Raw genomic sequence first — 23,946 nt, 5'->3', positions numbered from 1 at the left:
GCAGCGCAAAGCGCGTAGAGAGCGGGGGAAGCGGCGCAACTGCTCAGGGGGGCATTTCAATCCCCGAGGAACAGCGACTGCAGGTCGCTGAGGAAATCGAAGCCGCGCTCGGTGGGGCGCACCCGCTCCATGTCGCGCTCGACGAGGCCCCGCGCCTCGGCCTCCTGCAGCCCCTGGGCGATGGCCGTGAGCGGCAGCCCCGTGCGGGCGGTGAAGTCCTGCAGCGCGAAGCCTTCGCGCAGGCGCAGCGCATTCAGCATGAACTCGAACGGCAGGTCGGCGCGGCGCACCTCGTCGTCCTGGGCGATGGCCTGGCCGGCCAGCGCGCCCTGCATGTAGCGCTGCGGGTCGCGCAGGCGCACCTGCCGCATGATGCGGTGCGCGAAGCTCAGCTTGCTGTGCGCGCCCGCGCCGATGCCCAGGTAGTCGCCGAACTGCCAGTAGTTGGTGTTGTGCAGGCACTGGTGGCCTTCGCGCGCATAGCCCGAGACTTCGTAGCGCCGCAGGCCGTGCAGGGCCGTCAGTTCGGTAATGCGGTCGAGCATCGCGTAGGCCGTGTCTTCCTCGGGCAGCGGCGGCGGGTGCTTGGCGAACCAGGTGTTGGGCTCCACGGTCAGGTGGTAGATGGACAGGTGCGGCGGCGCGAGCGCAAGCGCGGTGCGCACCTCCTGCTCCAGTCCGTCCAGCGTCTGGCCGGGCAGGGCGTACATCAGGTCGAGGTTGAAGGTGTCGAACGACGCGGCGGCTTCCTCCACGGCGGCCAGGGCCTGGGCGCGATCATGCACGCGGCCGATGGCCTGCAGGTGCCGGTCGTCGAAGCTCTGCACGCCGATGGACAGGCGCGTGACGCCCGCGCTGCGGTAGGCGCGGAAGCGCTCCTTCTCGAAGGTGCCGGGGTTGGCCTCCAGCGTGACTTCGCAGCCCGCGTCGAGCCGCAGCCGCGCGCGGATGTCGGCCAGCAGCCGGTCGATGGCCTCGGGTGCGAACAGGCTGGGCGTGCCGCCGCCGATGAAGATGCTGTGTACGGTGCGGCCCCAGACGAGGGGTAGGGCGGCTTCAAGGTCGGCCATCAGCGCGTCGAGGTAGCGGGCGGTGGGCACGTCGCCGCGCGCCTCGTGCGAGTTGAAGTCGCAGTAGGGACACTTGCGCAGGCACCAGGGGATGTGCACGTACAGCGACAGCGGCGGCAGGCTGGACAGCTGCAGCAGGCCGGGACGCATGTAATGCTGCACGTCGCGCGGAGGCAGGGATTGCGGCGCAGGGACGATGGGGACGGTCATCGGGCTCTCAAAATAATAGCTGGCTGCGCTTGTTTAGCAAGGGTTTCTGTGGGAAAACCATATGAAACCATTGAGTAGCAAGCGCAAGCAGCTCTCTTTTTCATAGCCAATGTTCGCGGATCAGCGCCAGCATCTGCTGTGCGGAGCGGCCGCGGTGGCTGTGGGCGTTTTTCACCTCGGTGGGCAGCTCGGCGAAGGTCTTGCCGAATTCGGGGATGAACATCACCGGGTCGAATCCGAAGCCGCCCGTGCCGCGCGGCGCGTGCGCGATCTCGCCGGCCACGCGGCCCACGGCGATCAGCGGCTCGGGGTCCTGCGGGCTGCGCACGGCGACCAGGGTGCTGACCATGGCGGCGCGGCGGTCGTCGATGCCTTCCATCTGCTCGATCAGCGCGCGCACGTTGTTGGCGTCGCCCTTCTCATAGCCGAACTGCGTGGCGTAGTAGGCCGTCTGCACGCCGGGCAGGCCGCCAAAGGCGTGGATGCACAGGCCCGCGTCGTCGGCCAGCGCGGGCAGGCCGGTGTGCGCGCAGGCGTAGCGCGCCTTGGCCAGCGCGTTCTCGACGAAGGTGTGGAACGGCTCCTCGGCCTCGCCCACGCCCAACTCGCCCTGCGCGATGAGCTGCACGCCCAGCGGCGCCAGCATGGTTTGCAGCTCGGCGAGCTTGCCCTTGTTGTTGGATGCAAGAACGAGTTTCATGGTCATTTTGGCCTCTAGCGCTTGATATGCAAGCGCTGGCAGCTATTAATTCCGAAGCGATTGCTGTTGCAGCGCGACCAGCTCGGCGATGCCTTGCTCGGCCAGCGCCAGCAGTGCGTTCAGCTCGCCCTTCGAGAAGGCCGCGCCTTCGGCCGTGCCCTGCACTTCCACGAAGTGCCCGGCGCCGGTCATCACCACGTTCATGTCGGTGTCGCACGCCACGTCTTCCACGTATTCCAGGTCGAGCAGCGGCGTGCCCTGCACGATGCCGACCGACACGGCCGCCACCGCGCCGGTGATGGGTGAGGTGGCGATCTTGCCCGCCGCCAGCAGCGCGGCCACCGCGTCGTGCGCGGCCACCCAGGCGCCGGTGATGGCGGCAGTGCGCGTGCCGCCGTCGGCCTGGATCACGTCGCAGTCCAGGTGGATGGTGCGCTCGCCCAAGGCCTTCAGGTCGAACACCGCGCGCAGGCTGCGGCCGATGAGGCGCTGGATCTCCTGTGTGCGCCCGCTCTGCTTGCCGCGCGCGGCCTCCCGGTCGCTGCGCTTGTGGGTGGAGCGCGGCAGCATGCCGTATTCGGCCGTCACCCAGCCGCAGCCAGAACCGCGCTGGTGCGGGGGCACCTTCTCCTCGACCGAGGCAGTGCACAGCACGCGGGTGTGGCCGAATTCGATGAGCACCGCGCCCTCGGCGTGCATGGTGTAGCGGCGCGTGATGCGGATGGGGCGCAGGGCGCTGGCGGCGCGCTGGCCGCTGCGTTCAAAGGTCATGGGTGTCTTTCGGCGAACGGCCCCGGGGGCGGTTCACGGTTTTTTGGAAGCAGAGCGGCGGATGGCTTCGTTGATCTCGGCGATGGAGCGCTCGATGGCCTCGTCGTCCAGGTCGTCCACGAAGCCGTCGAGGGGTTCGGCCTGGATGGTGGATTCGAACACGTCGTCGCTGATGCTCTCGGTGGACACGCCCTGGGTGGACTCGAACGCGTCCGGCGTCTCCCACTCCATGGCCACCACGGTGACGTTGTCGCTGGTGTCGCCGGCGGCGCGCAGCGCGTCCTCCACCAGGTCGGGCACCGCGTTGGACACGGCCTGGCGGCCCAGGCCGCGGACGATGGCGTCGTCGTCCAGCGCGCCCCACAGGCCGTCGGAGCACAGCAGGATGCGGTCACCCTGCTCCAGCAGGACGGGGCCGCTCAGGTCGTAGATGGGCTTGGTGGGCGAGCCCAGGCAGGTGAACAGCACGTTGCGGTTCACGCGCTCCAGGCCTGGGATGGCGGCGTTGCGCAGCTCCAGGTAGGAGTGGTCGCGCGTGCGCGTGAGCAGGTCGCCGGCGCGCACCACATAGAGGCGCGAGTCGCCACAGTGGACCCAGTGGGCGCGGCCCTCCTGCACCACCGCCGCCACCAGCGTGGTGCGCGGCGTGTCCAGCATGCCCTTGCTGCTGGCGTAGCGCAGGATCTGGTGGTGCGCCGCCAGCAGCGCGGAGGTGAGGAACTCGCCCGCGTCCTGCAGCGCCGGCCGGGCCTGGCGCTGGAACATGGACGAGACCGTCTGGATGGCGATCTGCGCCGCCACCTCACCCTGCGGGTGGCCGCCCATGCCGTCGGCCAGCACGAACAGGCCGCACTCGCGCGTGTAGCAGTAGCCCATGCGGTCTTCGTTCTTCTCGCGCCCGCCGCGACGGCTGATCTGGAAGACGGAGAACTTCATTTGGGACGGGCCGCGAGGCCGGAGGCGTCCGTCGCCTTGGGCGCGCTCTTGCGGTTGTCGGAAACCAGGGTGTCGAACTGCATGCGCACCTTCTCGGCCACCGACAGCTTGGTATAGCGGCGCTCGCCCTCGCGGCTCAGCTCCTTTTGCAGCGCGAAGACCGATTGCGGGCGCGACAGCGGGTCGAGCGCCATGCACCACTCCACCACCTCGATCAGGTTGTCGGAGTAGATGCCGCGCAGCTTGTTGAGCGCGAGCGACAGGCGGTCCTTCTCCTGGCGCTGCGGCGCCTCGTTGGGCGGAAAGCCCTGCATGCAGGCGTAGATGCAGGCGCCGATGGCGTAGATGTCCGTCCACGGGCCCATCTGCGCGTCGCGGCGGTACATCTCGGGCGCGGCGAAGCCGGGCGTGTACATGGGGCGGATGAAGTTGCCTTCCTTGGACAGCACCTCGCGCGCGGCGCCGAAGTCGATCATCACAGCCTTGTTGTCGTCGGTGATGAAGATGTTGGCCGGCTTGATGTCCAGGTGCAGCATCTTGTGCTGGTGCACGATGCGCAGGCCGCGCAGCACCTCGTCGAACAGCGAGCGGATGGTGGACTCGCGGAACACCTTCTGCGTCTTGAGGTCGCGCGCGGTGATGATGAAATCCTGCAGGGTCGCGCCCTCCAGGTAGTTCATCACCATGTAGACGGTTTCGTTCTCGCGGAAGAAATTGAGCACGCTCACCACCGAGGCGTGCGAGATCTGCGCCAGCGAGCGCCCTTCCTCGAAGAAGCTCTTGAGGCCCAGGCGGTAGAGCGAAAGCTTTTCGGGCGGCACCTTGGGCAGCAGTTCGCCCGGCGCGCGCGTGGCCAGCGATGCAGGGATGTATTCCTTGATGGCGACCTGCTGGCCCTCGGCATCCACGGCGAGATACACCACGCCAAAGCCGCCGGAAGCCAGCCTGCGCACCACGCGGTAGCCGCCGATCACGGTATCGGGGGGCAGGGGAGCCGGCTTGATTTTTGACATAGGGAGCGAGGAAGACGCGGGCGCAGCGAGCGAACCCGGATAATCGCCGGATTGCAAGCAATCCACCACCGAAAAGTCCAATGGCAGTTTACAGCATGACCGGATACGCCAGCGCGCAGCGAGGCGTAGCCGCGGCAGGGGATGACAAGGACGGACAGGGCCGCCGCCTGGGCCTGGAGATACGCTCCGTCAACAGCCGTTTCCTCGACCTGGCGTTCCGCCTGTCCGATGAGCTGCGCGCCCACGAGCCGGCGCTGCGCGCCCTGCTCACGGCGCAGCTCAAGCGCGGCAAGGTCGAGGTGCGCGCCTTCGTGGATGCGGACGGCGCCACCACCCTGGCCGAGCCCGCGCCGCGCCTGCTGCAGCGCGTGAGCGCCGTGCAGGACGCCGTGCGTTCCTGGTTGCCCGACGCCGCCCCCTGTCCGTGGCCGACGCACTGCGCCTGTGCGCCAACGCCAGCGCACCCGCCCAGGACTGGAGCGAATCGCTCCCGGCCCTGGCGCGGCAGGCGCTGGACGACCTGGTCGCCGACCGGGCACGCGAGGGCGAGCGCCTGGCCGCCATGCTGCACGACCGCCTGGGCCAGTTGCGGGCCCTGGCGCAGCAGGCCGGCCCGCTGGTGCCGCAGCTCGTGGAACAGCAGCGCCAGCGCTTCATGGAACGCTGGCGCGAGGCCATGCAGCTGGCCGAAGGCGCCGCTGTGCCCGAAGCCGCCCAGGACCGTGCCCTGACCGAGGCCACGGCCTTTGCCATCCGCATCGACGTGGCAGAGGAAATCACCCGGCTGCAGGCCCATCTGGACGAGATCGAGCGCCTGCTCAAGAAGGGTGGCGAGATCGGCAAGCGCCTGGACTTCCTCATCCAGGAACTGCACCGCGAGGCCAACACCCTCGGCTCCAAGTCCGCAGCCATGGAGCTCACGCGCATCAGCGTGGACATGAAGGTGCTCATCGAGCAGATGCGCGAGCAGGTGCAGAACATCGAATAATTCAACATGGACTATCCCGGAAACCTCTTCGTCGTCTCGGCTCCCAGCGGAGCGGGCAAATCCAGCCTGGTCAAGGCGCTGCTGGAACTGGACTCGCACGTGCAGCCCTCGGTGTCCCACACCACGCGCGCTCCGCGCGGGCAGGAAAAGCACGGGCGAGAATACTTCTTCGCCTCGGAGCAGGAGTTCGACGCCATGGTGTTGGCCAACGGCTTCGTGGAGTGGGCCAACGTGCACGGACGGCGCTACGGCACCTCGCGCAAGGTGATTGAGGAGCGCGTTGCGCACGGCGCCGACGTGGTGCTGGAGATCGACTTCCAGGGCGCGCTGCAGATCAAGCAGGCCTTCGTGAACGCCGTGCTGATCTTCATCCTGCCGCCGAGCTGGGAGGAGTTGCGCTCGCGCCTGGAGCGGCGCGGCGAGGACGCGCCGGACGTGATCGAGATGCGCCTGCGCAATGCGGCCGACGAGATGGCGCAGGTCGAGAAATTCGACTTCGTTATAATTAACGAGGTTTTCGAACGGGCGCTCTTTGACCTGAAGACCATCGTCCATGCCCAGCGCCTCAAGTACACCGCCCAGCGCCGCGCTCGGGCCGACACGTTCGAATCGCTCAACATCCCCTGAATCGCCCCGGAGAGACCCAATGGCCCGCATTACCGTGGAAGACTGCCTCGAAAACGTTCCCAACCGCTTCCAACTGGTGCTGGCCGCCACGTACCGCGCCCGCATGCTGAGCCAGGGCCATGCCCCCAAGATTGAAAGCCGCAACAAGCCCGCGGTGACGGCGTTGCGCGAGATCGCCGCCGGGAAGGTCGGCCTGGAAATGCTGAAGAAAGTGCCCGGCTGAACCTAGAGACGCCACGCGCCCGCACTACCGGGCAGAGAAAGCACCGCAGAGGCGGTGCTTTTTTGCCCGCCTGTCGCCGGTTGTCTGACACGCTACATTAAAGGCATGGACGTGGTCGTGAAAAAGGGGGCGCCGGCAGTGCGCAGACGGAGCCCGCCGTGCCAAACAGCTCATCCGCCGCGGCGGCCAATGCCGCGGCGGCGAGCTTCGCCGCGCTTCTGGAAAAGCTCGACTACCTGGACAGCGCCAGCATCGAGCAGGTGCGCCAGGCATACCGCTATGCCGATGCGGCACACCTGGGCCAGTTGCGCAGCAGCGGCGAGCCCTACATCACGCACCCCATTGCGGTGGCCGCGCTGTGCGCGAGCTGGAAGCTCGACGTGCAGGCCCTCATGGCGGCCCTGCTGCACGATGCCATGGAGGACTGCGGCATCACCAAGGCCGACCTGATCGACCGCTTCGGCGCGCCGGTGGCCGAACTGGTCGATGGCCTGACCAAGCTCGACAAGCTGCAGTTCAACACCCGCGAGGAAAACCAGGCCGAATCCTTCCGCAAGATGCTGCTGGCCATGGCGCGTGACGTACGCGTCATCCTCATCAAGCTGGCCGACCGTACGCACAACATGCGCACGCTGTCGGACATGCCGCGCAGCAAGTGGCACCGTATCTCGTCGGAAACGCTGGAAATCTACGCCCCCATCGCCCATCGGCTCGGCCTGAACCAGACCTACCGCGAACTGCAGGACCTGGCATTCCGCCACCTGCATCCCTGGCGCTATGCGACGCTGGCCAAGGCGGTTGCCAAGTCGCGCAATCGCCGGCGCGACATCGTGCAGAAGGTGCAGGCAGAGGTGGACGCGGCCTTCGCCCGCCAGGGCATGGCGGTGCGCCTGGCGGGGCGTGAGAAGACGCTCTTCGCCATCTACCAGAAGATGGACGCCAAGCACCTGAGCTTCGCCCAGGTGACGGACCTGTACGGCTTTCGCATCATCGTGCCCACGGTGACGGACTGCTACACCGCCCTGGGCGTGTTGCACCAGATGTACAAGCCCGTGCCGGGCAAGTTCAAGGACCACATCGCGATCGCCAAGCTCAACGGTTACCAGTCGCTGCACACCACGCTCGTGGGGCCGGCAGGGCTGAACGTCGAATTCCAGGTGCGCACCGAAGAGATGCACGTCGTGGCCGAGGCGGGTGTGGCCGCCCACTGGCTTTACAAGGCACAGGAGACGGACGGCACGGTGGCCGAGCGGCTGGGCACGAAGTGGCTGCAGTCGCTGCTCGACATCCAGAACGAAACACGCGATGCAGCGGAGTTCTGGGATCACGTCAAGGTGGACCTGTTCCCGGATGCGGTCTACGTGTTCACGCCCAAGAGCCAGATCCTCGCGCTGCCGCGCGGTGCCACCGCCGTGGATTTCGCCTATGCCATCCACAGCGACGTGGGCGACCGCACCACGGCGGCGCGCATCAACAACGAGCAGGTGCCCTTGCGCACCGAGCTCAAGAACGGCGACGTGGTCGAGGTCGTCACCAAGCAGGGCGCACGGCCCAACCCGGCCTGGCTAGCCTTCGTGCGCACGGGTCGTGCGCGCTCGAAGATCCGGCATTACCTCAAGAACATGGCGCAGAGCGAGTCGGCGGGGCTGGGGGAGAAACTGCTCACCCAGGCGCTGCGTGCCGAAGGCATGGAGCAATTGCCCGACGCGCAAACACATGCGGCCCTCTGGGAAAAACTGCTGCGCTTCACCGGCAGCCGCAGCCGAGCGGAACTGATGACCGATATCGGCCTGGGCAAGCGCATCGCCAACATCGTGGCCAAGCGGCTGGTGTTGCTGCTGACAGAAGACGGCCAGCGGCCTGATGCGCTGCTACTGACCCGCGAGCGCTACAGTTCCCACGAGAACGTCTCGCAGGGCAGTATCACGCTCGATGGCAGTGAGAACGCTTCCGTGCAATACGCGCCTTGCTGCCGGCCCGTGCCCGGCGATCCCATCGTGGGCTATCTGGGGCGCGGCGAGGGGCTGGTGGTGCACCACGCCCAGTGCGGCGTGGCCAAGAAGCTGCAGCACAAGGATGGGGAGCGCTTCATCGCAGTGGACTGGTCCGACGAGCCCACGCGCATGTTCGAGACGACGATCACCGTCACCGTGAGCAACGGCAAGGGCGTGCTGGCACGCATCGCCTCGGAGCTGGCCAGTTCCGAGGCCGACATCGTGCGTGTGGACATGGACGATGCGATGGATACCATCGACCTGCGCTTCGTCGTGGCCGTGCGGGACCTCGCGCACATGGAAACGGTGCTGCGCAACCTGCGCCGCACGCAGTCCGTGCTGCGGGCGTTCAGGGTGCTGCCGCAGCCCGCGTAGTGCGGAGATTCAGGCGCCCGGTTCCGGGTAGCGCACGGACAGGATTTCCAACGTGCGCGCTCCGGCGGGCGTCTGCAGCGATACCTCATCGCCTTCGCGCGCCTTGAGCAGCGCGCGCGCCACGGGCGATATCCAACTGATCTGGTGCAGGCTGTTGTCGGCTTCGTCCACGCCCATGATGGTCACGGTGCGCTCCACGCCCTCGTCATCGATGTAAGCGACCGTCGCCCCGAAGAACACCTGGTCGCTGCCGGCGTGCAGCGAAGGGTCCACGACCTCGGCGATTTCCAGCCGCTTCGTGAGGAAGCGGATGCGCCGGTCGATTTCCCGCAGACGCTTCTTGCCATACAGGTAGTCGCCGTTTTCCGAGCGGTCGCCATTGCTGGCGGCCCAGTGGACCACCTCGACGACCTTGGGGCGTTCTTCGTCGATCAATGTCAGCAACTCGGCGCGCAGCCGGGCGTAGCCCTGGGGCGTGATGTAGTTCTTGCCGCCCAGGGGGATGCCAGCGGGCAGGGCTGGCTCGTCGTCGGCCTCGTCGGTTTCCTTGGTGAAGGCTTTGCTCATGGCGCTATCGTGCCTGAAAGTGCTGGCGCAACGAAAAAGCCCTGGAACCTTGCAGTTCCAGGGCTTACCGTTTGGTGCGCTGGCAGGAATCGAACCCACGACCCCTTGGTTCGTAGCCCAGCCAGATCAAGCGGCCATCTTTTAAATCAACGACTTAGGGCGCCCACAACCCCGCAGTTCTGCATAGAGCTGCTGGGTGCTGCTCGGACGACTTACGCAGATCTCACGCAGCCCAAGAAGGCCCCCGTAGGGTCTTCCCATCCGCCGGCCGTGGCCACTCTCTCTAGAGCGTGTTATGAACTTGATAGCGCGTGCGGTAGATTCGCCACATGGCAAGGCGCAAGCAGTACCCCACGGATGTCACGGATGAGGAGTGGGGCTTCGCGGCGCCGTACCTGGCACTGATCGACGAGAAGGCAGCGCAACGCCGGCACGAACTGCGCGAAGTGTTCAATGCCTTGCGCTGGATGGCCCGTGCGGGTGCGCCCTGGCGCATGCTGCCTGGGGACTTCCCGCTGTGGGAGGCGGTCTATCAGCAAACACGCCGCTGGTTGCAAGCAGGATGCTTTGAGGCAATGGCCAACGACCTTCGCTCGGTCATTCGCGTGGCGCAAGGACGCCAGGGCCAGCCCAGTGCGGCAGTCTTGGATGGACGCACCTTGCAATCGAGCTGTGAGAGTGGTCCGCGTGCTGGCTACGATGGTTACAAGCGGCGCAACGGCTCGAAAGTGCACATGGCCGTCGATACGCTGGGGCATTTGCTGGCCGTCCATATCACACCAGCCAATAAACAGGAGCGAGCGCAAGTGGCGCCGTTGTGCGAGGCGGTGCAGGAAGCGACAGGCGAGACGGTGAGACTGGCCTGGGCCGACCAGGGCTACACGGGCGAAGAGCCCAACCGGCAGGCCAGCGAGCACGGCATTGATCTGCAAATTGTCAAGCTGCCCGAGGCCAAGAAGGGCTTTGTGCTGCTGCCCAGGCGCTGGGTGGTCGAGCGCAGCTTTGGCTGGCTGGCGCGATTCAGAAGGCTCAGCCGCGACTATGAAAGATTGCCCGAAGTGCTCGCCGGATTGCATTTCCTGATCTTCGTGATCCTCATGCTGCCAAAGGCGTTGCCTGCCTTGGGCACGGGGGTGAGTTCATAACACGCTCTAGTACGGGAACCGGATCGCCAAACGTGAACGCCTGCATGTGGCCCGCGGCCGAGGGTGAGGGCGACGGCACGGCCGCTCCCTGAGCGGTGGCGTGCATGGCCTTGCGCGATCGTTTTTTTGCCATCAGAAAATCTCCAGAATTCCGGTATTGCTGTGCAAGCCGCCACCATCCAGCGGCTCGTTATCCATCGCGTGCATGCAGGCCCAGGCCAGGTCGGCATGGCCTGTTTCCGAGTTGCGGCCCGCGTCATAGGTGGCCTGCCGGCCGCTGGCAGTGAGCACCTTCTTGATCGCCATGAACGACTGAGCGAGATCCACAGAGCCCGCATCGAACTCCAGCCGCCCTTTGCTGATGACGCTCTTGGCTTTGAGCACCAAGCGCGTTTTCACCTCGACGTTGTATTGGTAGCTGCGCACCGCCGGATAGAACTTCTTGACGATCTGGTACACGCACTGGCCAAGACCGCCCGTGTCCATGCCGATAAAGGCCACGTTGAAGCGCTCGGTCACCTTGCGAATGGCTTCGGCCTGCGCCTCGAAGTCAAGGCCCCGGAACTGGTGCCGCTCCAGCACGCGGAACTTGCCGCCCGGCGTGCTGGGCGGCGCCAGTACCACCAGCGCCGCCGTATCGCCCGATAGGGACGGGTCATAGCCCACCCACACCGGCCGCCAGCCGTAAGGGCGCGCGCTGAACGGCTTCACATCGTCCCAGGCGTCCCAGCTATCGACCATGCAGCGCTGCAGCTCGGCCAGGGGGCACACGCTGTAGCTGTCATCGAGGAACCCGCACATCAGCAGGTTCTCGAACTCCTCCGCGCTGTACTCAAGCCGCAGCTCATCGATGTCGAACAGGTTGCACCCGCCGCGCATCGCATCCACGATCGTGACGATCTGCCGCCAGATCTTGTCCTCGCCGGTGAAGCCGCCTGCCAGGTGGTCGTGCGACAGATCCAGTGAGATCCGCTGATCCTTGGGCCGCTTCTTGTTGAAGCGATCGCCGCTCCACAGCTCGTAGGCCTCGTGCTGGATGCTGCTGGGCGTAGAAAAATAGGTCTTCCGCCAGTGCTTGTGCATCGCCATGCCCGAAGCCACCTTGTTCAGGTCGGCGAACTTGCGCGTCCAGAAGCACTCGTCGAAATAGAAATTGCCGTGATAGCCCTGGGCCGTCAGCGCGTTCGTGCCCAGGAAGTAGAGCGTGGCCCCATTCGAGAGCACGATCGGGTCACCCGACAGATCCAGATCGCAGGCCTCACGGGCGAAGGCGATGATGTACTGCTTGAAGATGTGCGCCTGGGCCTTCGACGCGCTCAAGAAAATCTGATTGCGCCCCGTGGCGATCGCATCCGCCAGAGCCTCCCGCGCGAAATACCACGTGGCGCCGATCTGTCGAGACTTCAGGATGAAGCGCGTGCGCAGCTCGCTGTTCCTGAACCACACCTTCTGATAGTCGAACAGCGAATCGCGGAAGGCGTCGAGCAGCTTCTCGTGCTGCTCCTCGGTGAAGTGGTTGCGCTCCGGCTTCTTCTTCGGCCCCGCGTTGCGCCGCGCAATCGCAGGGCTCAGATCGGTCTCCTTGCCCGTCTCACCATAGCGCTGCACGCGCGCCAGCCGCTCAATCTGCCGGCCAAGTAGGTCGATTTCCTTGAAATCGCCGCCCGTCTTGCCGTCCTTCATCACCAGCTGCACCAGTCGGGTTTCCAGCGCCGCTTCCACGCGCTGGGCGGGTTGCGTCTTGTCCCACTCCTCGGCATCCTTCCAGCCCTGCACGGTGCTGCGCGGCTCGCCGATGTACTCTGCGATCGAGCTGACGCGCCAGCCCTGCCAGTACAGGTGCCGCGCCGCGCGCCGCTTGTCGGCCGCCATGCCCTCGGCGGGCATCAGCGAAAAGGGAACGACAGGAACGACGGCGGAAATGGGCATGCCGGCGAGCGTAGGCGTGGGCATGTCGCCGTGGAACAGGCGCCGTGGGCCTTTTGGTTGTAGCCAGCTACAACCAGAACACGTTGCTACGTGTGAGGTGGGCATTCAGGATTGGCGGCAATCGCAACAACCGCTTTTCCAGCCCACCACCATGGCACAAATATCCAAATTCTTCCGGGTCGCGACCGAAGGCGCAACCACCGATGGCCGCCAAATCGAGCGCGCCTGGATCCAGCAGATGGCGAAGAACTTCAACCCCAAGAAGTACGGCGCCCGCGTCTGGCTGGAACACCTGCGTGGCATCCATCCCGAAAGCTCGTTCAAGGCCTACGGCGATGTGCTTGCTGCTGAAGCTCGCGAAGTCGAAGACGGCAAGCTCGCCCTGTTCGCGCAGATCGAACCGCTGCCCGAACTGGTGGCGATGAACAAGGCCAAGCAGAAGATCTACACCTCCATCGAGGTGCACCCCAAGTTTGCCGACAACCCCGTGGCCTGCCGCCTGGTGCGCATCGAAGCCACCGCCCGCCGCCGCATGCGGCCGCCGCCGGCGGCGCCGCCTTGCCCCTTCACCGGCTTCGTGCCGCGTGCCTTGCCTTCCTACGACCACAAGCGCGCCGCCGCCGGCGATCGCGACTGATTTTTGACCCGGAGCAACCATGAAAAAGCCTTGATCCTGGCCCTGACGGGCCGCCCCGACGTGGGCAAAGACACCATCGGCGAGATCCTGCAGCAGCAGGGCTTCGCGCGCCTCGCCTTCGCTGACGCCCTGCGTGACGAAGTGGCGCAGGCCTGGGGCGTGGACGTGCGCCTGCTGACCGATCGCCACACCAAGGAGCTGCCGCTGCCCAGCATGGCCGCAGGCATGTGCCGCGACACCAGTTTCATCAACTGGGCCGCGATCGGCGGCAACGACCTGGCCGCGCCGCGCAGCCCGCGCTGGGTGCTGCAGCACTGGGCCACGTACATGCGTCGCGACACGCCAAGCTATTACGTCCACATCGCCGCCCGCAAGGCCGGGCGCCTGCTCGGCTCCGGCTGGATTCACATCGTGCTCACGGATCTCCGCCACCGTGAGGAGGAGGACCTCATCCGCCAGCTCGGCGGCGTGGTGGTGCGCGTGCACCGCACTGATGCCCATCCGCTGCCCCAGGACACGGCAGCGCACACGAGCGAGGCGCACGGCTCCATCAAGGCACAGGCAGACATCGTGAACGACGGCACCCTGCAGGCGCTTGCCGAGTCCGTGCAGCACCTCGTGCAGCAGCTCGAAGGGAAGGCGGCGGCATGAAGCGCGTTCTGAATATTTTCGAGACGGTCAAGCCGGTGAGCAGCACGGCCCCGGCCGCGGCACGCCGGCGCCGGACGCCGAGCAGGGCAGTGGTGGCGCTCGATCGCCTCGGCCGGCAGCGGGTACCGCCGGCGCCGCGGGCAGACGTTGGATTCGTGATCGAGAGCCACGCACAGGCGCAGGCCTCGGTGCTGCGGCGGGCGGCCATGCGGCGGAGGAGAATCTGACTATCAAATTAGCCCCAAACCGTTTATTTACAAGCGCAAGCAGCTATTTATTTGAGAGCGCCCATGAATATCAACACACGCCCTGTCAACTTCATCCACTTCCACGATCTGACACTGCTCGTTGTCGAGCATGAGGGCACCGAATACGTGCCCCTCAAGCCGCTTTCCGACCTCGCCGGTATCGATTGGCGTAATACAAAAAGAGCATGGCGCACGCAGAAAACGTCACGCTGATGGGGGCCAAGTGGCTGAGAAGCCCTGTTTTTGCAGGCCAGGGGGGTGATATCACCCCCACCCCCGACACGCTTTTCATTCAGCTTGACCGCGCCCGCATGTATTTGGCACGCATCAACACGGCTCGCATGAAGGCGCATGGCAATGTGGACGGGGCTGAGATGCTCCTAGCTCTGCAAATCGAATGGGCCGAAGCTCTGCATGCCTATGAAACTACGGGCGTTGCGGTCAAGAAGAACCACCGCGAAGGGCTGTCCACGCTCATGGGCCTCATCAAGGCCCGCACCGCCACTACCAGCGCCGCCGAGCGCGCCGCGCTCACAGCCCTCATCGCCAACACCTTCGCTGACTTGGGCCAGCCGCTGGCGGCCGAATCACAGCGCGAATTGCCGGGGGTTTGAACCATGAATCGATTTCCCCTGTCCAGCCTGGAGCAGCACTGTGCAGTGCCCGCCATTCAGGCCGTGGGCGAATGCGTTTTGAGCCAGTCCTTGAGCGCGTCGTTCATTCGGGCTTGCCAGCCCGCGCCAGCGGCGCGGAAGGCGGCGAGCACTTCGGGGCTGTACCGGATGGTGACGGCCTGTTTGGCATCGGCCTTGGTGCTGCCAGCCGGGCGACCGCGCCGCGCGACCGCATGCATGGCGGCCATGCCTTCCTCGGGGCTCACGGTGCGCTCGCCGATGCGCCAAGTGGCTTGGTTCAGATCGGCTTCGCTCAAGTCTGGCGCGTCGTCTGGATCAGTCCATTCAGGCTTGGCTGTAGCGCGCTTGTTCCCGTTCATTGGCTTTCCTCATGCTGATGATGCGGCGAACCGCGCCGCGCGGTGTCCAGGCGATGACGACCATGCGCCCGTCCAGGTAACCGATGGTGTTGAACCGGTCTTCGCCATAGTCTTGCCGCCGGTCGGGGAAGCTCACCGTGGCGGTGGCGAACACTTGCGCTGCATCGGCGAAATCGAGTCCACGTTCGGCAAGGGTCTTCTCTCTCTTGTCGGCGTCGAACTCGATTTGCATGAATTTATTGTAACTCCAATTAAATTGGGATGCAAGGGCTTTGCGCCAAGCCTGAATGGGACTACACTGCGCCCGCTGCGCGAAAAAGGCGCAGCCGGGTTTGGAAGCCTGTCGAAAGTTTGCGGCAAGAGCCGCATGGAACCGCCAAGGTCAGCGGCTCTCTCTATTTATGCCTCCAGTTTTATGGTGGCTCGGTGGGAGGGCGCAAGCCCTGCCGGTTTGCGCAAGCTTTCCCGGTCTTCCAACCCATCGAGCCGCCGCCCCCGTTTGGAAGCGGGTGCGACGGTTGTTGCAAACCGAAAGCTTAGGAGGCCACATCATGGCTCAAACCCTTCCCGGCAAACTGCCCCTGGCAGTGCAAGACGTACTCATCAATCGCAAGACCGACCTGCGCAACTTGGCCGAGGCACTGGCCTTTCTGCCCGAGGGCATCGCGGTGATGCTCAACACCCCCGGCCATACCGGGATGCTGGCGGGTCTGCTGCACCCCATGACGGCGTACCTGCAACAGATCGCCAGCGATCTGGAAAGCTTGAGCGAAGGGCGCGTGCCCAGCTTGTACCCCTGAATCCACGGCGCGGCCCAGCCCGCGCCGCAGCGGTGGGAAAGGCGGTGGCAGCATGATGCGCCAACCGATGGTCACCTCTCCAGCCCTGGAAGCCTGAGCCGGCCAGATCACCGCCACCAGCCTGCAAGTGGCCGCGCATTTCGGCAAGCTGCACAAAAACGTGATCCGAGCCATCCAAAATCTAGAGATTCCGGACGACTATCGTCGGCTCAATTTTGAGCTGACGATCAACCGGGTTCCTGGCCCCAAGGGGGCCTTGCGCGATGAGCCGATGTACCACATCACCCGTGATGGGTTCGCTTTGCTGGCCATGGGGTTTACCGGCAAGGAGGCCATGCGCTGGAAGGTGGCCTATATCACCACCTTCAACGCTATGGAAGCCAAGCTGCGGGCGCTGTACGTGGCGCCGCTCTACAGCCAGAAAGAATTCCGCAACGGGATCAAGCTGCGCTCCAAGATGGTACTGATGAAGCAAAGCCGCTCCACCATGGCCGCTTTGGTCCAAGAGACCAACCCCATGCCCAGCGCAACTTGTATTGGCAACTGCGACAGATCAATGACGCCCTCGGCATTCCCACCGAGAGCGCCGAACAGTTGCTGGGCTCCGATGCTCCAGCCCTTCTTGCGCATGGAGGGCTTGCCGATGGCTGAACCGAGGTTCATACGCGTTAGCAAGGCACCTGCCTACCTCGCCATGGATCGCAACCGGTTCACGGCCGAGGTTCGGCCGCACCTGACGGGAATTCCCATCGGCAAGCGTGGCAAGGCGTTCGACCGCCTGGAACTGGATGCCTGGGCGAACCGCTATAAAGAGTCTCGTGGGCGCCCTAGTCGCACCGAGAAAGGAGCAATTTCATGCGAACTAGGACGAAAGGCATCCAGCTTGCCAGCGATGGGAGCCGGAGCGTCGATAAGCGCTATCGGGGCACGCGGATCTTCGAGCGGCTCGGCAAGGTCTCCCAGGACGACGCGGAAGCTTGGCTCCGAGAACGCCAAGCCGAGATCGACGCCTATCGGGAAAACCAACTTCGATGTGGCGATCAGCAACTGTTTGCGGCTGCTGCACAAAAGTACCTGATCGAGTGCCAGCGAAAGGCATTGCGGTCACTGGAGACGGTGGCCTATCACGTGGATCTGCTGCTGCCTCATATTGGCAGCATGGCTCTCGCCGATGTGTGCAACGACTCTCTACAGGCTTTTGTCGATGAACGACTGGATGAGGACGAGGTGAAGCCGTCCACGGTGAACCGAACGCTGGAGGTGGCGCGCACGATCTTGAACCGTGCTGCCCGCCTGTGGCGTTCCAACGGCAAACCGTGGCTGGCCACCGCGCCGCTGATCGAGATGCTGGACGAGAACGCCGCACGGCGGCAACCGTACCCCATCACGTGGCAGGAGCAGGCATCGCTGATGCGCCGCTTGCCGGAGCATTTGCAGAACATGGTGTTGTTCGACCTGAATACCGGGGCGCGCGATGCCAATGTCTGCAGGCTGCGATGGGAATGGGAGCGGCCTGTGCCGGATTTGGGCCGCAGTGTGTTTGTGATCCCCCCGGCCGAGTTCAAGACGAACCGCACCCATGTGCTGATCTTGAACGACGTGGCCTGGAAGATCGTGCAGAGCTGCCGGGGCATGCACCCGCAGTTCGTGTTCGTGTACCGCCGGGAGAGGGTGAAGAACCACCACCTGGCGCCGGAAATGGCCTACCGGCCGATCGCCACCATGAACAACACGGGTTTCCAGAACGCGAGGGCAGGGGCGGGTCTGGAGCGCATGCGCGTGCATGACTTGCGGCACACCTTTGCCCAGCGGCTGCGCGATGCCGGCGTGTCGGAAGAGGACCGAGCCCTGCTGCTCGGCCACGCGATCGAGGGGATGCCGCAGCACTACGCGACGGCCACCATCGCCCGCCTGGTCGAGATGGCCAACAAGGTGAAAGAGACCTTCGACCGAACCACTCTCCTGCGGGTGGTCAACGGCTGAAAGGGTGCGTGGCCTGGGAAAGTCACGCAAAAACTTACGCAAAGCGTGAGGCTAGGCCCCTCGGTCCTGGAAACGAAAAAGCCCTGGAACCTTGCAGTTCCAGGGCTTACCGTTTGGTGCGGCTGGCAGGAATCGAACCCACGACCCCTTGGTTCGTAGCCAAGTACTCTATCCAGCTGAGCTACAGCCGCTAAGCTTTGAATTATAGCACGAAGTTTTCACGCTATTTCAAAAATCGCCACTTGTTGGGATTGCAGAGTTTCTGCGGATCGGCATCGTGACGATGGGATGGATTGTAGCGCAGTTTTTTCTGCGCTCACGGGAAAAGGGCCCGCTGTCAGCGGCTGGTGTAGCCCAGGCAGGCGCCCGCGTTCGGCATGCCCTTGCATTCTCGGTAGAGCCTGCGGTCTCGCTCGGCAGTGGTTTCGCCGGAGTGGTTTTGCTGCTGCTTGATCTTGACGGAGCGGGACTTCTTCGGTGCGGATGCAGCACTGCTTTGCGCTTCGCGGGTCTTCTTGGTCACGGCATGTGCGATGTCGGCCATGCATGCCACGGAGAGGATGGCTGCTGCCCCCAAGAGGCGGGTGGCGGAGAGCGAAAGGTTCATTGTGGTCATGGCGTACCCGGAGAATGGCTGAAGCAGCCATCTTGCAGATGTGCGGCTCTGAAAGGGGCGGGGACCACCCCGGATGGGACGAAAAAACGACTGGCGGTATAATCGACCGGTTTTGCATGGTGCAAGACGCACGTTGGCGGCCCTTCCAGCCTCCGGCGCAAGTAGAACCGGGATCGGGCTGTGCGCCCTGTCTCTCAATCAAGGAAAAATCATGATCGCATCCTCCGTCAAGGCAGAAGTCGTCAAGGCCAACGCCCGTTCCGCCAGCGACACGGGCAGCCCCGAAGTGCAGGTGGCCCTGCTCACGGCCCGTATCAACGAGCTGACCCCCCACTTCAAGCAGCACGCCAAGGACCACCACGGTCGCCGCGGCCTGCTGCGCATGGTGAGCCGCCGCCGCAAGCTGCTGGACTACCTGAAGGCCAAGGACGCTGACCGCTACACGGCGCTGATCGCCAAGCTGGGCCTGCGCAAGTAAGCACGCCGGCATGCCAAAACGCCTGGGTTAGTGTGGACTAGCTCAGGCGTTTTTTACTTCGGAGTCGCAATCGCAGAGCGAAGCTGTGTCATTCCAATGGCCTTGCCGGGGCAGGATCACTGGAATGGCATCGTGTTCTTCAATTGCACTCCATCCCTTGCTGGTCAAGCGCGACCAGCTATCAATATGGAAGCAAGGAGCTGAACCATGAGCATTTTCAACAAAGTCACCAAGTCGTTCCAGTGGGGCGACAAGACCGTCGTGATGGAAACGGGCGAAATCGCCCGCCAGGCCTCCGGCGCCGTGCTGGTCAACATCGACGACACCGTGGTGCTGGCCACGGTCGTCGGCTCCAAGACCGCCAAGCCCGGCCAGGACTTCTTCCCCCTGACGGTGGACTACATCGAGAAGACCTACGCCGCAGGCAAGATTCCCGGCAGTTTCTTCAAGCGCGAGGCTAAGCCCAGCGAGCTGGAGACGCTGACCAGCCGCCTGATCGACCGCCCGATCCGTCCGCTGTTCCCCGAAGGCTTCTACAACGAGGTGCATGTGGTCATCCACACCATCTCGCTGAACCCTGAAGTGGATGCCGACATCGCCGCCATGATCGCCGTGAGCGCCGCGCTGTCCATCTCCGGCATCCCGTTCAACGGCCCGATCGGTGCCGCGCGCGTGGGCTATATCAACGGCGAATACGTGCTGAACCCCGGCCAGACGGCGCGCAAGAACTCGCAGATGGACCTGGTCGTCGCGGGCACCGAGGTTGCCGTGCTGATGGTCGAGTCCGAGGCGCAGCAACTGACCGAAGACGTGATGCTGGGCGCCGTGGTGTTCGGCCACGAGCAGGGCAAGGTCGCCATCAACGCCATCCATGAGCTGGTGCGCGACGCGGGCAAGCCAGTGTGGGACTGGCAGCCTCCTGCCAAGGATGAGCCGTTCATCGCCAAGGTCACGCAACTGGCTGAAGAAAAGCTGCGCGCCGCCTACCAGATCCGCAGCAAGCAGGCCCGTACGCAGGCCCTGCGCGAAGCCTCGGCTTCGGTGCTGGAATCGCTGAAGGCCGAGGGCGCCGACTTCGACGCTGTCAAGGTCGAGGCCCTGCTGTTCGACATCGAAGCCAAGATCGTGCGCAGCCAGATCCTGGCCGGCGAGCCGCGTATCGACGGCCGCGACACGCGCACCGTGCGCCCCATCGAGATCCGCAATTCCGTGCTGCCGCGCACCCACGGCTCGGCGCTGTTCACACGCGGCGAGACGCAGGCGCTGGTGATCTCCACGCTGGGCACCGAGCGCGATGCCCAGCGCATCGACGCACTGGCTGGCGAGTTCGAAGACCGTTTCCTGTTCCACTACAACATGCCTCCCTTCGCCACCGGCGAAGTCGGCCGCATGGGTTCGACCAAGCGCCGCGAAGTCGGCCACGGCCGCCTGGCCAAGCGTGCCCTGGTGGCCTGCCTGCCGAGCAAGGACGAGTTCCCCTATACGATCCGCGTGGTGTCCGAGATCACCGAATCCAACGGTTCCTCGTCGATGGCCTCGGTCTGCGGCGGCTGCCTGTCGCTGATGGATGCCGGCGTGCCCATGAAGGCACACGTGGCCGGCATCGCCATGGGCCTGATCAAGGAAGACAACCGCTTCGCCGTGCTGACCGACATCCTGGGCGACGAGGACCACCTGGGCGACATGGACTTCAAGGTGGCTGGCACGACCAACGGCATCACCGCCCTGCAGATGGACATCAAGATCCAGGGCATCACCAAGGAAATCATGCAGGTCGCCCTGGCCCAGGCCAAGGAGGCGCGCATGCACATCCTGGGCAAGATGCAGGAAGCCATGGGCGAGGCCAAGACCGAGATCAGCAGCTTCGCACCCAAGCTCTACACGATGAAGATCAACCCCGAGAAGATCCGCGACGTGATCGGCAAGGGCGGCGCCACCATCCGCGCACTGACGGACGAGACCGGCTGCCAGATCAACATCGAGGAAGACGGCACCATCACCATCGCCGCCACCGAAGCCGCCAAGGCCGACGAGGCCAAGCGCCGCATCGAAGAGATCACGGCCGAGGTCGAGGTGGGCAAGATCTACGAAGGCCCGGTCACGAAGATCCTGGACTTCGGCGCCCTCATCAACCTGCTGCCCGGCAAGGATGGCCTGCTGCACATCAGCCAGATCGCCCATGAGCGCGTGGAGAAAGTCAGTGACTACCTGCAGGAAGGCCAGGTGGTCAAGGTCAAGGTGCTCGAGACCGACGAAAAGGGCCGCGTGAAGCTGTCCATGAAGGCCCTGGCCGAGCGTCCTGCGGGTGACAGCGGCCGTCCCGCGCCCGCCGAGCGTGGCGAACGCGGTGAGCGTGGCCCGCGCCGTGACAACGGCAATGGTCCCTCTGAGCAGCAACAGCAGCAGGCACCTGAAGCCGGAACGGCTTCTGGCCAGATGAACGGCTGAAAACCGTTTGCTATTGATAAAGGAGCTGCCAGCGCTTGCTGAATAAGCGCTGTAGCCCTTAATTGAGCAAAGTCCAAGCCATGACGACTGTGATGCAAGCCGTGGAGATCGCGGCATTCGGGCCGCCCGAAGGGTTGCGCCTGGGCGAGCGACCGGTGCCCCGGCCGGGGCCGGGAGAGCTGCTGATCCGCGTTGCGGCCAGCGGTGTGAACCGTCCCGACGTGCTGCAGCGCAAGGGGAACTATGCTCCTCCGCCCGGCGTGTCGGATCTGCCCGGCCTGGAAGTGGCCGGCGTGGTGGAGGCGGGCGATTCCGAGGCCATGGCGCAGGCAGGCCTGCGCGTAGGCGACCGCGTGTGCGCGCTGGTGGCTGGCGGCGGCTACGCGCAGTGGTGCGTGGCGCCCGTGCCCCAGTGCCTGCCGGTGCCGGAAGGCCTCAGCGACGTGGAGGCCGCCTCGCTGCCTGAAACCTTCTTCACGGTCTGGAGCAATGTCTTCGACCGTGCCCGGCTGCAGCCGGGCGAGACCCTGCTGGTGCAGGGGGCAGCAGCGGCATCGGCGTCACTGCCATCCAGCTGGCGCGCGCGCGGGGCGCGACCGTCATCGTCACCGCAGGCAGCGACGACAAGTGCGCGGCGTGCTTGGCGCTGGGCGCGCACCATGCCATCAACTACAAGACGCAGGACTTCGTCGCCGAGACGCGGCGCATCACCGAAGGCCGTGGCGTGGACGTGGTACTCGACATGGTTGCGGGCTCCTATGTGGCGCGCGAGGTGGAGTGCTTGGCGGAGGACGGGCGCGTAGTCATCATCGCCGTCCAGGGCGGCCTGCAGGCCGAGTTCAATGCTGGCCTGGTGCTGCGCAAGCGCCTGACCATCACGGGCTCCACGCTGCGTCCGCGCCCTGTGGCCTTCAAGGGGGCGATCGCCCAGGCGCTGCGCGAGCAGGTCTGGCCGCTCCTGGCGTCGGGGACCGTGAAGCCGGTCATCCACAGCACGTTCGCGGCGGCCGATGCGGCCCGGGCGCATGCGCTGATGGAGTCCAACGCGCACGTGGGCAAGATTGTTTTGACGTGGACGACATGAACCAGAAAAGAAAGCTCATTGCCGGCAACTGGAAGATGAACGGCAGCCTGGACGCCAATGCGGCGTTGCTGCAGGCGCTGCGCGAGGGCGTGGGTACGCCCGCGTGCGCCGTCGCCGTAGCCGTGCCCGCGCCTTATCTCGCACAGGTGCAGTCGCTGGCCGACGGCTCGCCGATCGCACTGGCGGCGCAGGATGTGTCGCAGCACGACAGCGGTGCGTTCACGGGCGAAGTGTCCGCGGGCATGCTGCGCGACTTCGGTGCGCGCTACGTGCTGGTCGGGCACTCCGAACGCCGCCAGTACCACGGGGAGACCGATGCCGTGGTAGCGGCCAAGGCACAGAAGGCGCTGGCGGCGGGCATCACGCCCATCGTCTGCGTGGGCGAGACGCTGCAGGAGCGCGAAGACGGGCAGACGGAATCGGTGGTGAAGCGTCAGCTGGCCGCCGTGATCCATGCCGTCGGCCACTGCGTGAGCGAGCTCGTGGTGGCCTATGAGCCCGTCTGGGCCATCGGCACCGGCCGCACGGCGACGCCCGAGCAGGCCCAGCAGGTACATGCGGTGCTGCGTGCCCAGCTGGCGGCAGCCACCGAGCGCGCGGACAAGGTGCCGCTACTCTACGGCGGCAGCATGAACGCTGCCAATGCGGCGCAGTTGCTGGCCCAGCCCGACATCGACGGCGGGCTGGTCGGCGGGGCTTCGCTCAAGGCTCAGGATTTCTTGCAAATTATTGCTGCAGCGCAGAGTGCATAAGCGCGGGCAGCTATGAATATAGGAGTTGGTAAAGCATGAATGCAATGGTAAACGTGATTCTGGCGGTGCAGATGCTGACCGCCCTGGGCATGATCGGCCTGATCCTCATCCAGCATGGCAAGGGGGCCGACATGGGGGCTGCCTTTGGCAGCGGCAGCTCCGGCAGCCTGTTCGGTGCGAGCGGCAGTGCCAACTTCCTGTCGCGCACCACGGGCGTGCTGGCGACGGTGTTCTTCGTCGCCACGCTGGCGCTGGCCTATTTCGGCAACCAGCGCCCGACCAGCGCAGGCAGCGTGCTCGAGACACCTGCTGCCGTGGCGCCCGCTGCCTCGGCACCGGCTGCATCGGAGGCCGCCGTTCCTGCGCCTGCCGCAGAGCCGGCATCGGGCGCTGCCCAGATTCCGACCAAGTAAGCACGTGCGGGCAGGGCGGGCCCGCACAAAAAAATCAGCCCGTCCTTTGTGACAGGGTTTTTCCGGAGTAGAATCTCAGATTGTCTGGAAAGCCAAAACCGTTCCGGTCCTCATGCCATCCAGACGCATACAACAGCCGTCGTGGTGAAATTGGTAGACACGCTATCTTGAGGGGGTAGTGGCGAAAGCTGTGCGAGTTCGAGTCTCGCCGACGGCACCAATCACAAAAAGGCCGCCTCCTTGGCCCGTGCATGCGGGACATGCGAGGCGGTTTTTCAACGGTGAGCGCGTCCC

25 protein-coding genes, 2 tRNA genes and 3 pseudogenes are annotated in these 23,946 nt (G+C 65.1%); 19 read left to right on the top strand and 11 right to left on the bottom strand.

Annotated elements, in window-relative coordinates; all coding sequences use genetic code 11:
- Window positions 1-56: 56 nt before the first annotated feature.
- The 5 genes from hemW to AAG689_RS16335 form a co-directional block, all read right to left on the bottom strand.
- Complete coding sequence (gene hemW / locus AAG689_RS16355) at window positions 57-1,280, bottom strand: radical SAM family heme chaperone HemW (protein WP_406622895.1); 1,224 nt, start codon at window positions 1,278-1,280, stop codon at window positions 57-59.
- Window positions 1,281-1,380: 100 nt separating this feature from the next.
- Window positions 1,381-1,980, bottom strand: coding sequence for an RdgB/HAM1 family non-canonical purine NTP pyrophosphatase (rdgB, locus tag AAG689_RS16350; RefSeq protein WP_406622894.1), 600 nt, complete (start codon window positions 1,978-1,980; stop codon window positions 1,381-1,383).
- A 45-nt stretch (window positions 1,981-2,025) separates the two neighbouring features.
- The gene (gene rph, locus AAG689_RS16345) at window positions 2,026-2,751 is read right to left on the bottom strand and encodes a ribonuclease PH (protein WP_406622893.1); all 726 of its coding nucleotides are present in this window, start codon (window positions 2,749-2,751) and stop codon (window positions 2,026-2,028) included.
- A gap of 33 nt (window positions 2,752-2,784) precedes the next feature.
- Window positions 2,785-3,687 (bottom strand): PP2C family protein-serine/threonine phosphatase, encoded by a 903-nt coding sequence (locus AAG689_RS16340; RefSeq protein WP_406622892.1) that lies wholly within the window; start codon window positions 3,685-3,687, stop codon window positions 2,785-2,787.
- The gene (locus tag AAG689_RS16335) at window positions 3,684-4,700 is read right to left on the bottom strand and encodes a protein kinase domain-containing protein (protein WP_406622891.1); all 1,017 of its coding nucleotides are present in this window, start codon (window positions 4,698-4,700) and stop codon (window positions 3,684-3,686) included. Before AAG689_RS16335 ends, AAG689_RS16340 begins: the two co-directional genes overlap by 4 nt.
- Before the next feature lie 95 nt (window positions 4,701-4,795).
- On the opposite strand from AAG689_RS16335, the pseudogene AAG689_RS16330 reads away from it, so the two are divergent.
- From AAG689_RS16330 to AAG689_RS16315, 4 genes and pseudogenes are all read left to right on the top strand, one after another.
- Window positions 4,796-5,688 (top strand): annotated as a pseudogene (locus AAG689_RS16330) (YicC/YloC family endoribonuclease).
- Window positions 5,689-5,694: 6 nt separating this feature from the next.
- A complete protein-coding gene (gene gmk, locus AAG689_RS16325) occupies window positions 5,695-6,315 on the top strand; it encodes a guanylate kinase (protein WP_406622890.1) in 621 nt (206 codons plus the stop codon).
- Window positions 6,316-6,334: 19 nt separating this feature from the next.
- Window positions 6,335-6,538 (top strand): DNA-directed RNA polymerase subunit omega, encoded by a 204-nt coding sequence (gene rpoZ, locus AAG689_RS16320; protein WP_020226898.1) that lies wholly within the window; start codon window positions 6,335-6,337, stop codon window positions 6,536-6,538.
- 158 nt (window positions 6,539-6,696) lie between these two features.
- A complete protein-coding gene (locus AAG689_RS16315) occupies window positions 6,697-8,907 on the top strand; it encodes a RelA/SpoT family protein (RefSeq protein ID WP_406622889.1) in 2,211 nt (736 codons plus the stop codon).
- Window positions 8,908-8,916: 9 nt separating this feature from the next.
- Here AAG689_RS16315 and greB read toward each other — a convergent pair whose 3' ends face one another.
- Window positions 8,917-9,474 carry a transcription elongation factor GreB gene (gene greB / locus AAG689_RS16310; RefSeq protein WP_020226900.1) on the bottom strand — a complete coding sequence of 186 codons (558 nt, stop codon included), beginning with the start codon at window positions 9,472-9,474 and terminating at the stop codon, window positions 8,917-8,919.
- A 329-nt stretch (window positions 9,475-9,803) separates the two neighbouring features.
- On the opposite strand from greB, the gene AAG689_RS16305 reads away from it, so the two are divergent.
- Window positions 9,804-10,619, top strand: coding sequence for an IS5 family transposase (locus AAG689_RS16305; RefSeq protein ID WP_406622888.1), 816 nt, complete (start codon window positions 9,804-9,806; stop codon window positions 10,617-10,619).
- A 132-nt stretch (window positions 10,620-10,751) separates the two neighbouring features.
- Here AAG689_RS16305 and AAG689_RS16300 read toward each other — a convergent pair whose 3' ends face one another.
- Window positions 10,752-12,506 (bottom strand): terminase ATPase subunit family protein, encoded by a 1,755-nt coding sequence (locus tag AAG689_RS16300; RefSeq protein WP_406622887.1) that lies wholly within the window; start codon window positions 12,504-12,506, stop codon window positions 10,752-10,754.
- Between the two features lie 193 nt (window positions 12,507-12,699).
- Here AAG689_RS16300 and AAG689_RS16295 point away from each other — a divergent pair.
- The 5 genes and pseudogenes from AAG689_RS16295 to AAG689_RS16275 form a co-directional block, all read left to right on the top strand.
- Window positions 12,700-13,029 (top strand): annotated as a pseudogene (locus tag AAG689_RS16295) (GPO family capsid scaffolding protein); the annotation flags it as partial.
- Window positions 13,030-13,215: 186 nt separating this feature from the next.
- Entirely contained in the window at window positions 13,216-13,836 is a 621-nt protein-coding gene (locus AAG689_RS16290; protein WP_406622886.1) for a hypothetical protein, read from the top strand.
- Window positions 13,833-14,063 carry a hypothetical protein gene (locus tag AAG689_RS16285; RefSeq protein WP_406622885.1) on the top strand — a complete coding sequence of 77 codons (231 nt, stop codon included), beginning with the start codon at window positions 13,833-13,835 and terminating at the stop codon, window positions 14,061-14,063. The genes AAG689_RS16290 and AAG689_RS16285 overlap by 4 nt, the downstream gene beginning before the upstream one ends.
- Window positions 14,064-14,126: 63 nt before the next feature.
- Window positions 14,127-14,297 (top strand): hypothetical protein, encoded by a 171-nt coding sequence (locus AAG689_RS16280; protein WP_406622884.1) that lies wholly within the window; start codon window positions 14,127-14,129, stop codon window positions 14,295-14,297.
- On the top strand, window positions 14,270-14,698 hold the full coding sequence (locus AAG689_RS16275) for a hypothetical protein (protein ID WP_406622883.1): 429 nt from the start codon (window positions 14,270-14,272) through the stop codon (window positions 14,696-14,698). Before AAG689_RS16280 ends, AAG689_RS16275 begins: the two co-directional genes overlap by 28 nt.
- A gap of 56 nt (window positions 14,699-14,754) precedes the next feature.
- On the opposite strand, the gene AAG689_RS16270 is transcribed toward AAG689_RS16275, so the two are convergent.
- A complete protein-coding gene (locus AAG689_RS16270; RefSeq protein WP_406622882.1) occupies window positions 14,755-15,015 on the bottom strand; it encodes a BrnA antitoxin family protein in 261 nt (86 codons plus the stop codon).
- 28 nt (window positions 15,016-15,043) lie between these two features.
- A complete protein-coding gene (locus tag AAG689_RS16265; RefSeq protein ID WP_406622881.1) occupies window positions 15,044-15,310 on the bottom strand; it encodes a BrnT family toxin in 267 nt (88 codons plus the stop codon).
- A 319-nt stretch (window positions 15,311-15,629) separates the two neighbouring features.
- Here AAG689_RS16265 and AAG689_RS16260 point away from each other — a divergent pair, with 319 nt between their 5' ends.
- The 3 genes from AAG689_RS16260 to AAG689_RS16250 all read left to right on the top strand — a co-directional run bounded on the left by AAG689_RS16260 (window position 15,630) and on the right by AAG689_RS16250 (window position 17,861).
- Window positions 15,630-15,878 (top strand): hypothetical protein, encoded by a 249-nt coding sequence (locus tag AAG689_RS16260; RefSeq protein ID WP_406622880.1) that lies wholly within the window; start codon window positions 15,630-15,632, stop codon window positions 15,876-15,878.
- A 106-nt stretch (window positions 15,879-15,984) separates the two neighbouring features.
- Entirely contained in the window at window positions 15,985-16,956 is a 972-nt protein-coding gene (locus tag AAG689_RS16255; protein WP_406626354.1) for a Rha family transcriptional regulator, read from the top strand.
- Window positions 16,957-17,006: 50 nt separating this feature from the next.
- A complete protein-coding gene (locus tag AAG689_RS16250) occupies window positions 17,007-17,861 on the top strand; it encodes a tyrosine-type recombinase/integrase (RefSeq protein ID WP_406622879.1) in 855 nt (284 codons plus the stop codon).
- 114 nt (window positions 17,862-17,975) lie between these two features.
- Here the strand turns inward: AAG689_RS16250 and AAG689_RS16245 are convergent.
- A tRNA-Arg gene (locus tag AAG689_RS16245) sits at window positions 17,976-18,052 on the bottom strand.
- A 146-nt stretch (window positions 18,053-18,198) separates the two neighbouring features.
- Window positions 18,199-18,477 carry a hypothetical protein gene (locus AAG689_RS16240; RefSeq protein ID WP_406622878.1) on the bottom strand — a complete coding sequence of 93 codons (279 nt, stop codon included), beginning with the start codon at window positions 18,475-18,477 and terminating at the stop codon, window positions 18,199-18,201.
- Between the two features lie 211 nt (window positions 18,478-18,688).
- Between AAG689_RS16240 and rpsO the strand changes: the two genes are divergently transcribed.
- The 6 genes and pseudogenes from rpsO (at window position 18,689) to AAG689_RS16210 (ending at window position 23,872) form a co-directional block, all read left to right on the top strand.
- A complete protein-coding gene (gene rpsO, locus AAG689_RS16235) occupies window positions 18,689-18,955 on the top strand; it encodes a 30S ribosomal protein S15 (protein WP_024000822.1) in 267 nt (88 codons plus the stop codon).
- 207 nt (window positions 18,956-19,162) lie between these two features.
- Complete coding sequence (gene pnp / locus AAG689_RS16230; protein WP_406622877.1) at window positions 19,163-21,403, top strand: polyribonucleotide nucleotidyltransferase; 2,241 nt, start codon at window positions 19,163-19,165, stop codon at window positions 21,401-21,403.
- 92 nt (window positions 21,404-21,495) lie between these two features.
- A pseudogene (locus AAG689_RS16225) lies at window positions 21,496-22,487 on the top strand (NAD(P)H-quinone oxidoreductase).
- Entirely contained in the window at window positions 22,484-23,239 is a 756-nt protein-coding gene (tpiA, locus tag AAG689_RS16220; RefSeq protein ID WP_406622876.1) for a triose-phosphate isomerase, read from the top strand. Before AAG689_RS16225 ends, tpiA begins: the two are co-directional and overlap by 4 nt.
- Window positions 23,240-23,274: 35 nt before the next feature.
- Window positions 23,275-23,652 carry a preprotein translocase subunit SecG gene (gene secG / locus AAG689_RS16215; protein WP_406622875.1) on the top strand — a complete coding sequence of 126 codons (378 nt, stop codon included), beginning with the start codon at window positions 23,275-23,277 and terminating at the stop codon, window positions 23,650-23,652.
- A gap of 135 nt (window positions 23,653-23,787) precedes the next feature.
- Window positions 23,788-23,872, top strand: a tRNA-Leu gene (locus AAG689_RS16210).
- Window positions 23,873-23,946 lie beyond the last annotated feature (74 nt).

The organism is Acidovorax sp. SDU_ACID1, from assembly GCF_045291395.1.
Taxonomy (GTDB): Bacteria; Pseudomonadota; Gammaproteobacteria; order Burkholderiales; family Burkholderiaceae_C; genus MR-S7.
The sequence above is the reverse complement of the archived record's forward strand: the minus strand, read 5'-3'. Positions and strand labels throughout refer to the sequence as shown.